6 protein-coding genes are annotated in these 6,017 nt (G+C 69.9%); 3 read left to right on the forward strand and 3 right to left on the reverse strand.

Annotated features, from left to right (window positions below; translation table 11 throughout):
- The 3 genes from SPR02S_RS54565 to SPR02S_RS54575 form a co-directional block, all read right to left on the reverse strand.
- Nucleotides 1-1,004, reverse strand: a 1,004-nt coding sequence (locus SPR02S_RS54565; protein WP_026151762.1) for an SDR family oxidoreductase, incomplete at its 3' end; no start/stop codon positions are given.
- Between the two features lie 7 nt (nucleotides 1,005-1,011).
- Nucleotides 1,012-1,968, reverse strand: coding sequence for a 3-oxoacyl-[acyl-carrier-protein] synthase III C-terminal domain-containing protein (locus SPR02S_RS54570; protein WP_158698039.1), 957 nt, complete (start codon nucleotides 1,966-1,968; stop codon nucleotides 1,012-1,014).
- Between the two features lie 190 nt (nucleotides 1,969-2,158).
- Entirely contained in the window at nucleotides 2,159-3,787 is a 1,629-nt protein-coding gene (locus SPR02S_RS54575; RefSeq protein WP_019065481.1) for an AMP-binding protein, read from the reverse strand.
- Between the two features lie 278 nt (nucleotides 3,788-4,065).
- Between SPR02S_RS54575 and SPR02S_RS58730 the strand changes: the two genes are divergently transcribed.
- Genes SPR02S_RS58730 through SPR02S_RS58735 form a run of 3 tightly spaced genes read left to right on the forward strand, consistent with a single transcriptional unit; the run spans nucleotide 4,066 to nucleotide 6,009 of the window.
- A complete protein-coding gene (locus SPR02S_RS58730; RefSeq protein WP_019065482.1) occupies nucleotides 4,066-4,938 on the forward strand; it encodes a diiron oxygenase in 873 nt (290 codons plus the stop codon).
- Nucleotides 4,928-5,167, forward strand: coding sequence for a hypothetical protein (locus SPR02S_RS54585; RefSeq protein ID WP_019065483.1), 240 nt, complete (start codon nucleotides 4,928-4,930; stop codon nucleotides 5,165-5,167). The genes SPR02S_RS58730 and SPR02S_RS54585 overlap by 11 nt, the downstream gene beginning before the upstream one ends.
- Nucleotides 5,167-6,009, forward strand: coding sequence for an aminoacyl--tRNA ligase-related protein (locus tag SPR02S_RS58735; protein WP_019065484.1), 843 nt, complete (start codon nucleotides 5,167-5,169; stop codon nucleotides 6,007-6,009). The genes SPR02S_RS54585 and SPR02S_RS58735 overlap by 1 nt, the downstream gene beginning before the upstream one ends.
- Nucleotides 6,010-6,017 lie beyond the last annotated feature (8 nt).

The raw sequence follows: 6,017 nt of genomic DNA on the forward strand, positions 1-6,017 counted from the left end.
AGGTACTCGGCGGTCTGCGAGACCAGCGTGTCGGGGTCCGGCGCGCGATAGCCGGGCCAGGCCTTGTGGAGGCGCGCGTTGCCGAAGACCTTGGGGCGGAAGAGCTGTGCGGAGAACGGCGACACGGACTCCAGCGCGTCGAGCACCGGGCCGTGCGGGAGGGTGCGCAGACCGTTGATCAGGTTGGCGAAGGCGGCCTCGTCGACCAGCAGCGGACGCAGGATCTGGCGCCTGAGGAAGCTGGTGTCCTGCTCGAAGGCCGTGAACATGAGGTCGACGATCCTGCCGAGCCGCGGGGTCTGGTCCAGGTCGGGGCAGACGTGGTAGATGCCGGGTTCGGCGGCGAGCAGGGCCATGGTCGCGTTGACGGTGAAGTCGCCGGTGCCCAGGGAGACCGGGACGTCGGGGAGGCCGGGCATCAGCGAAAGCAGGCCGTAGTAGAGCAGTTTGAGCGTGTTGTGCACGGCGTTGTACTGGCTGACGTGCCCGGTGTCGTCGTCGGCGATGATCGTGGGCACCCGGGCGATGGTGGCGGGCAGCCCACTGTCGAGGACGAGGCGCTCGGCCGTGTGCTTGGACCACTCGTAGTAGTTGGCGAAGCGGACTACGCCCGGCGGGTCGTCGGCGTCGGTGCGGGGTTCCTCGACGGCGCCGGCGGGTTCCTCGGCGATGTCGCCGGTCGCGAGGCCCGCGGTGTACAGGGTCGAGAGGAGGACGACGCGTTCCAGGTCGGGGCAGCGTTTGGCCAGTTCCACGACCTGTGCGGTGCCGTCGATGTTGACCGCCTGCGCGGTGGCCCTGTCGACGGCGAACTTGGTCACGGCGGCTGCGTGCACGATGTGGGTGATGCCGGCGGTCGGGACCGCGTCGAGGGCGCCGGGGACGGTGAGGTCGGCCTCGGCGCGGCCGTAGGCGAGCACATCGCCGTAACCGCCGTGCTCACGCAGTGCTTTGACGGTCAGGCCGCCGACGTAGCCCTTGGCTCCTGTGACGAGAACGGTCATGACTGGTTCACACCGCCTCCAGGATGGTGGCCTGCCAGTTGAGGCCGAAGCCGGCCATGGTCAGCAGCAGCTTGTCGCCGGACTTGACGCGTCCTGATTCGACGAGCGCCGCGAGGTTGAGCACGTTGTCGGCGGAGATCACATGCCCGGCGTCGGGCAGCGTGACGCTGACCACCTTCTCGGTGTCGATCTTGAAGAGGTGGGCGAGGACCGTCCAGGCCACGTCGTTGGTGTTCTGGGTGACCACCCAGTCCAGGTCGGCGGCCTTGAGCTCGGCCCGTTGGAGGGTCTGGGCGATCAGCCGGTGCATATAGCTGAAGTAGCTGCCCACGGTCTCGTCGTCGCTGGCCATGCCCAGACCGCCGTTGGTGATCTGGTGGCTGGCGACGAGCCGGAACGCGCCCTCGCTCGGTTCCCTGCTGACGACGCAGGCGGCGGCCCCGTCGGAGATCACGTTGTACGCCTGCTCGTAGACCGCGTTCTCGGGGAACCGGTCGGCGCTCACGCACAGCACGCGCTCCCAGGAGGGCTCGCTGCCGAGCAGGGCGCCCGCGATGCGCAGCGAACCGAGCATCGAGGTGCAGGCCTGCTGGTTGAGGCCGATGGCGATCGCGCCGTCCAGCTTGAAGTCGGCCTGGAGCCGGCTCACCGGGAAGTCCATCAGGTGCTTGACGTCCCGGCTGGTGCGCCATTCCTCGTCGCTGCCCAGGTTGCCGTTGAGTGGCAGGCAGGTGGCGTACACGATGGCGTCGGCGCCGGCCGCCCGGTCCGCTATGGGGCGGACGGCGGCGCAGGCCAGGTCGTAGGCCGAGGTTCCGGGCTCGCACATGTAGTGCCAGCGAAATCCCGCGGCTTTCATGTCCTCGGCGGAGGAGAAAAGCCTGCCGGCCGCCGCGGATTCATTGACGTGGCTTTTGCGTTCGCCTAGCGCGTACTTGAACGAATCGATGTAGAGGGATTCCAACACCGAGCTCCCGTCTTCGCGCCGGGCCGTTGTCTGGCTCCGCGAATCATGTGGGCGGAATCATCGATGGAATGAGCATAGGTCCGGCGGTTCAGGCAAATCCCTAGTCACTTTCGGGAACGTGCCGCGCCGAAAGACGCATTCCGTTTTTCGCCGCCGGGCCGGCCGTCGTGCGCCGGGCCCGGTGGTGTCACAGGAGCCGGGTGCCGGGGAGCATCCCGGCCGACCACAGCTGCCACATCGCGCGCCGCTGGGGCTTGCCGCTCGACGTGCGGCGGATCAGGCCGCGCTCGCCGGAGATGACGGCGATCTCGGGGTCGGGGCCGAGTTCGGTGCGCAGGGCCTGGGTGACCTTGTCGGCCCAGGGGCCCGGCTCGGCCTCGGCGAAGACGGCGATGCCGGGCCGGCCGCCGTCGCTCATGCTGACCACGGCCAGCCGGTTGAGTCCGGCGGCCTCGCGAGCCTTCAGCTCCAGGTCCTCCATGTACACGGTCCGCGCCCGGACCTTGAGGCTGTCGCCCATCCGGCCGAGGACGTAGAGGTCGCCGTCGTGCACGAAGCCGGCGTCGCCGGTGCGCAGCAGCCCGCCGAAGGGCTCGTCGCCGACATAGCCCTCGGCGACGGACCGGCCGGTGATCACGATCTCGCCGAGCGAGCCCTCGGGCAGCGGTTCCCCTTCGGCGCCGGCGATCTCGACCTCGACCTCGTCGACCGGGATCGGCCAGCCCTGTCCGGCCAGCCAGCCGGCGCCGTCGGCGGCGTCGGGGCCCAGGTCGCCGGGCGGCGGCAGCAGCCGGCCGGTCTCCAGGATCCGGACCGGCTCGCCGAACCGCATGTTCTCCCAGTCCGGCCGTACGACCCGGCCGGGGCGGCCGACCGCGCCGGCGGTGACCGCGGAGGTGTTCTCCGCCAGTCCGTAGGCGGGGTGGATGACCGAGGGGTCGAACCCGGAGGGGGCCGCCGCCGCCGCGAAGGCGCGCAGCGCACCGGGGTCGGGCACCTCGCCGCCGACGATCGCCGTCCGCCAGCCGGACAGGTCGAGTTCGGCCCACTGCTCGGGGCGGAGGCGGCGGGCGACGTAGCCGAAGCCGAACGACGGCGCTCCGGCGTGCGCGGCCCGGCCGGGGCCCAGGCTCGACAGCCAGCGCTCGGGCCAGCGGATGAACTGGTCGGGCCGCATGAGCCACAGGTCGCCCTGCCGGGCGGCCGTCATCACGCAGGCCAGCAGGCCCATGTCGTGGTTGAACGGCAGCCAGGAAGCCATTCCGTCGCCGTCCTTCCACTCCATCCAGCGGTAGAGGACGGCGAAGTTGGCGACCATGTTGTCCCAGGTGACCTGGATGGCCCGCGGGCTGCGGGTGGTCCCCGAGGTGAACTGCAGTACCGCGACCGGGCCAGGTTCCCGCAGGGGTCCCGCGCCGGCCGCGTCGCGCCGTACCTCGCTGACCTCTGTCACGCCCGCCAGCAGCGGTGCCGACTCGGCGTCGGCGAACGTCATCGCCGGGCGGGCCTGTTCGAGGATCGCGGCGGTGTGCGTGGTGTACTCCTCGCCCGCCCCGTACCCCGGGACCGGGAGCATCGTCGTGCAGCAGCCCGCCGCCCAGGCCCCGAACAGCGCGGCCAGTCCGTCGCGGCTGCCCGGCAGGGCGATCGCCACGACATCTCCTCGGCCCACGCCCCGAGCGGCCAGGTCGGCCGCGACCGCGCGGGCGTCCTCGGCAAGCTCCGCGTACTCCACCCGCTCCCAGCCGCCCCGCTCCCCGGCGAACCACACGCCGTGGCCGGGAGACGGCTCGCTCAGCCACCCAAGTATCGACATGCGCCCCATCCTGCACGAGACGGTCGCGATAGTGACTAGGGATTTGCCTGAGTCCCCCGGCCTACGATCGCCCCTGTCGATGATTCCGGCCCGACAATTCGCGGACCCAGGCGGCAGACCTGGAATGAAGACGGGAGCTCGATGTTGGAACCTCTCGATATCGATTCGTTCAGGTCGCACCTGACGTTTAACAGGAAACAAATCCGCGACGCTGCTGCTATTTCCGTCTCAGGAGGCGACATGGGTGATTGGCTGCATGGGCGCGCGGGAGTCGGGTCATGAGCCTCGCGGATTCTGTGGCGGCGGTCGCCAAGCGGCTGAGCGAGGTGTCCCAGCACTCGTACCAGAACCCCTACACCGCCCTGGACTGGCCGGAGACCGTCGACCCCGACGTGGACTGGTTCTCCTCCCCCGAACTCCTCAGCCTGGCGGGCACCCCGGAGTGGGACGCGATGCCCGAGGCGGCCCGCAAGCGGCTGGCGTTCTACGAGGCGGTGAACTTCTACAGCCTGAACATCCACGGCGAGAAGTCCCTGATGGCCGGCCTCGCCGAGCGGCTCTACCGCAAGGAAATGATCCAGGTCGCGGACTACCTGCACCACTTCCTCGACGAGGAGAACAAGCACAGCATCTTCTTCGGCGGGTTCTGCACCCGGTACGCCCGCGTGTACCGCAGCCGTCAGTTCTCCGTCAACGAGGAGGAAGTGCCGCGCGACGTCGGCGACTTCCTGTTCTTCGCCAAGACCATGATCTTCGAGGAGATCGTGGACCACTACAACTGGCTCCAGGCCCGCGACGAGCGGCTGCACCCGGTGGCCAGGTACATCAACCGCAACCACCACGTCGAGGAGGCCAGGCACCTGATCTTCGGGCGCCAGCTGGTCACCGAGCTGTGGCGGACGCAGCAGTGGGACGCGCAGACGGTCGACGACGTGCGCGGGTACCTCGCGGCGTTCATCACCAGCAGCTGGCGGGAGTACTACAACCCCGACGTCTACGCGGACGCCGGCCTGACCGACCCCTGGGAAGCAGCCGAGACCGCGTGGCAGTCGCCGGCACAGCGGGAGCACCGCCGTACCGTCACCGCCAAGTGCCTGGGCTTCCTCGCCAGCGAGAAGATCCTTCCCGAGGAGCCCGTCGATGCTTTCTGAACCGGATTTCCGCGCCGAACTGCGCGCGTGGGTCAGCGAGAAGTCAGGGGTCGAGGTCACCGACCACAGCCCGATCTTCGCCGACCGGACCCTGAGGTCCGTCCACATACCGGAGCTCCTGCTGCTGATGGAGCGCCTCCGGGGTACGCCCATCGACGTCGAGGACCTGCGTCCGACCGACTTCCGTGACATCGACACGCTCGCCACCCGTTTCGGGGTGCGGTCGTGATGCGCTGGCACGACTCCGGACAGGTCTCGCTCTCCGGCGAACTGCTGCGGCTGGCCCAGGACGCGGACGCGGCCTTCGTACAGTTGGCGGGTGTCTGGGGGGCCGGGGCCGAGCGTCATCCGTCCACGCTTCCGGCGGACGTGCTGCGCAGGACCGGCTATCTGCGGTCGTTCCCGCACCAGGCCACCTTCGCGGTCGGGCTCGACCCCACCGCGCTCGGTGACTTCGCCAAGGACCCGGACCAGGACCCCGGCCCCTTCCTGGGGGCGGCCACCGAGATCCTCACCCCGGCCGCGTGCTACCACCTCTACCCGGCGCACGAGGGCGAGGCCCTCGCCGAGCCGCTGTACCTGACCACGGTGAACACCTGCTACCGGCGCGAGAAGGCCTATGTGCCGCTGCGCCGCCAGTGGTCGTTCGCCATGCGGGAGATCGTCTGCCTCGGCACCGCCGAGGAGACGGCGCAGTTCGCGCGGCGGACCACCGAGGCGGTGACCCGGCTGTTCGAACTGGCCGGCCTGGACGTCGAGTGGGAGCACGCGACCGACCCGTTCTTCGAGCCGGAGCAGAACCCGGCCTTCCTGCTGCAGAAGCTGAGCCCCGTCAAGCGCGAGGCGACGTACGGGGATCTGGCCATCGCGTCGGTGAACCTGCACCACGAGCACTTCGGCGAGGCGTTCGGCATCACCAGGGCGGGGCAGGACGCGCATTCGGCGTGTGTCGCCTTCGGCCTTGAGCGCTGGCTGTCCGCGATCCAGGGCACGCACGGCGAGGACCCCCGGTCCTGGCCCGATCTGCCCGCGCTCGCCGCGGAGGTGGTCGCCACATGGCCGCTGTCGTAGCGGAACCC

The sequence above is a fragment of the Streptomyces prunicolor NBRC 13075 genome (assembly GCF_000367365.1).
In the GTDB taxonomy this organism is placed as follows: Bacteria; Actinomycetota; Actinomycetes; order Streptomycetales; family Streptomycetaceae; genus Streptomyces; species Streptomyces prunicolor.

Coding starts and splice junctions, on each gene's coding strand:
- SPR02S_RS54575 (WP_019065481.1), bottom strand. CDS start 3,787: ATGTCGATACTTGGGTGGCTGAGCGAGCCGTCTCCCGGCCACGGCGTG.
- SPR02S_RS58730 (WP_019065482.1), top strand. CDS start 4,066: ATGAGCCTCGCGGATTCTGTGGCGGCGGTCGCCAAGCGGCTGAGCGAG.
- SPR02S_RS54585 (WP_019065483.1), top strand. CDS start 4,928: ATGCTTTCTGAACCGGATTTCCGCGCCGAACTGCGCGCGTGGGTCAGC.
- SPR02S_RS58735 (WP_019065484.1), top strand. CDS start 5,167: ATGCGCTGGCACGACTCCGGACAGGTCTCGCTCTCCGGCGAACTGCTG.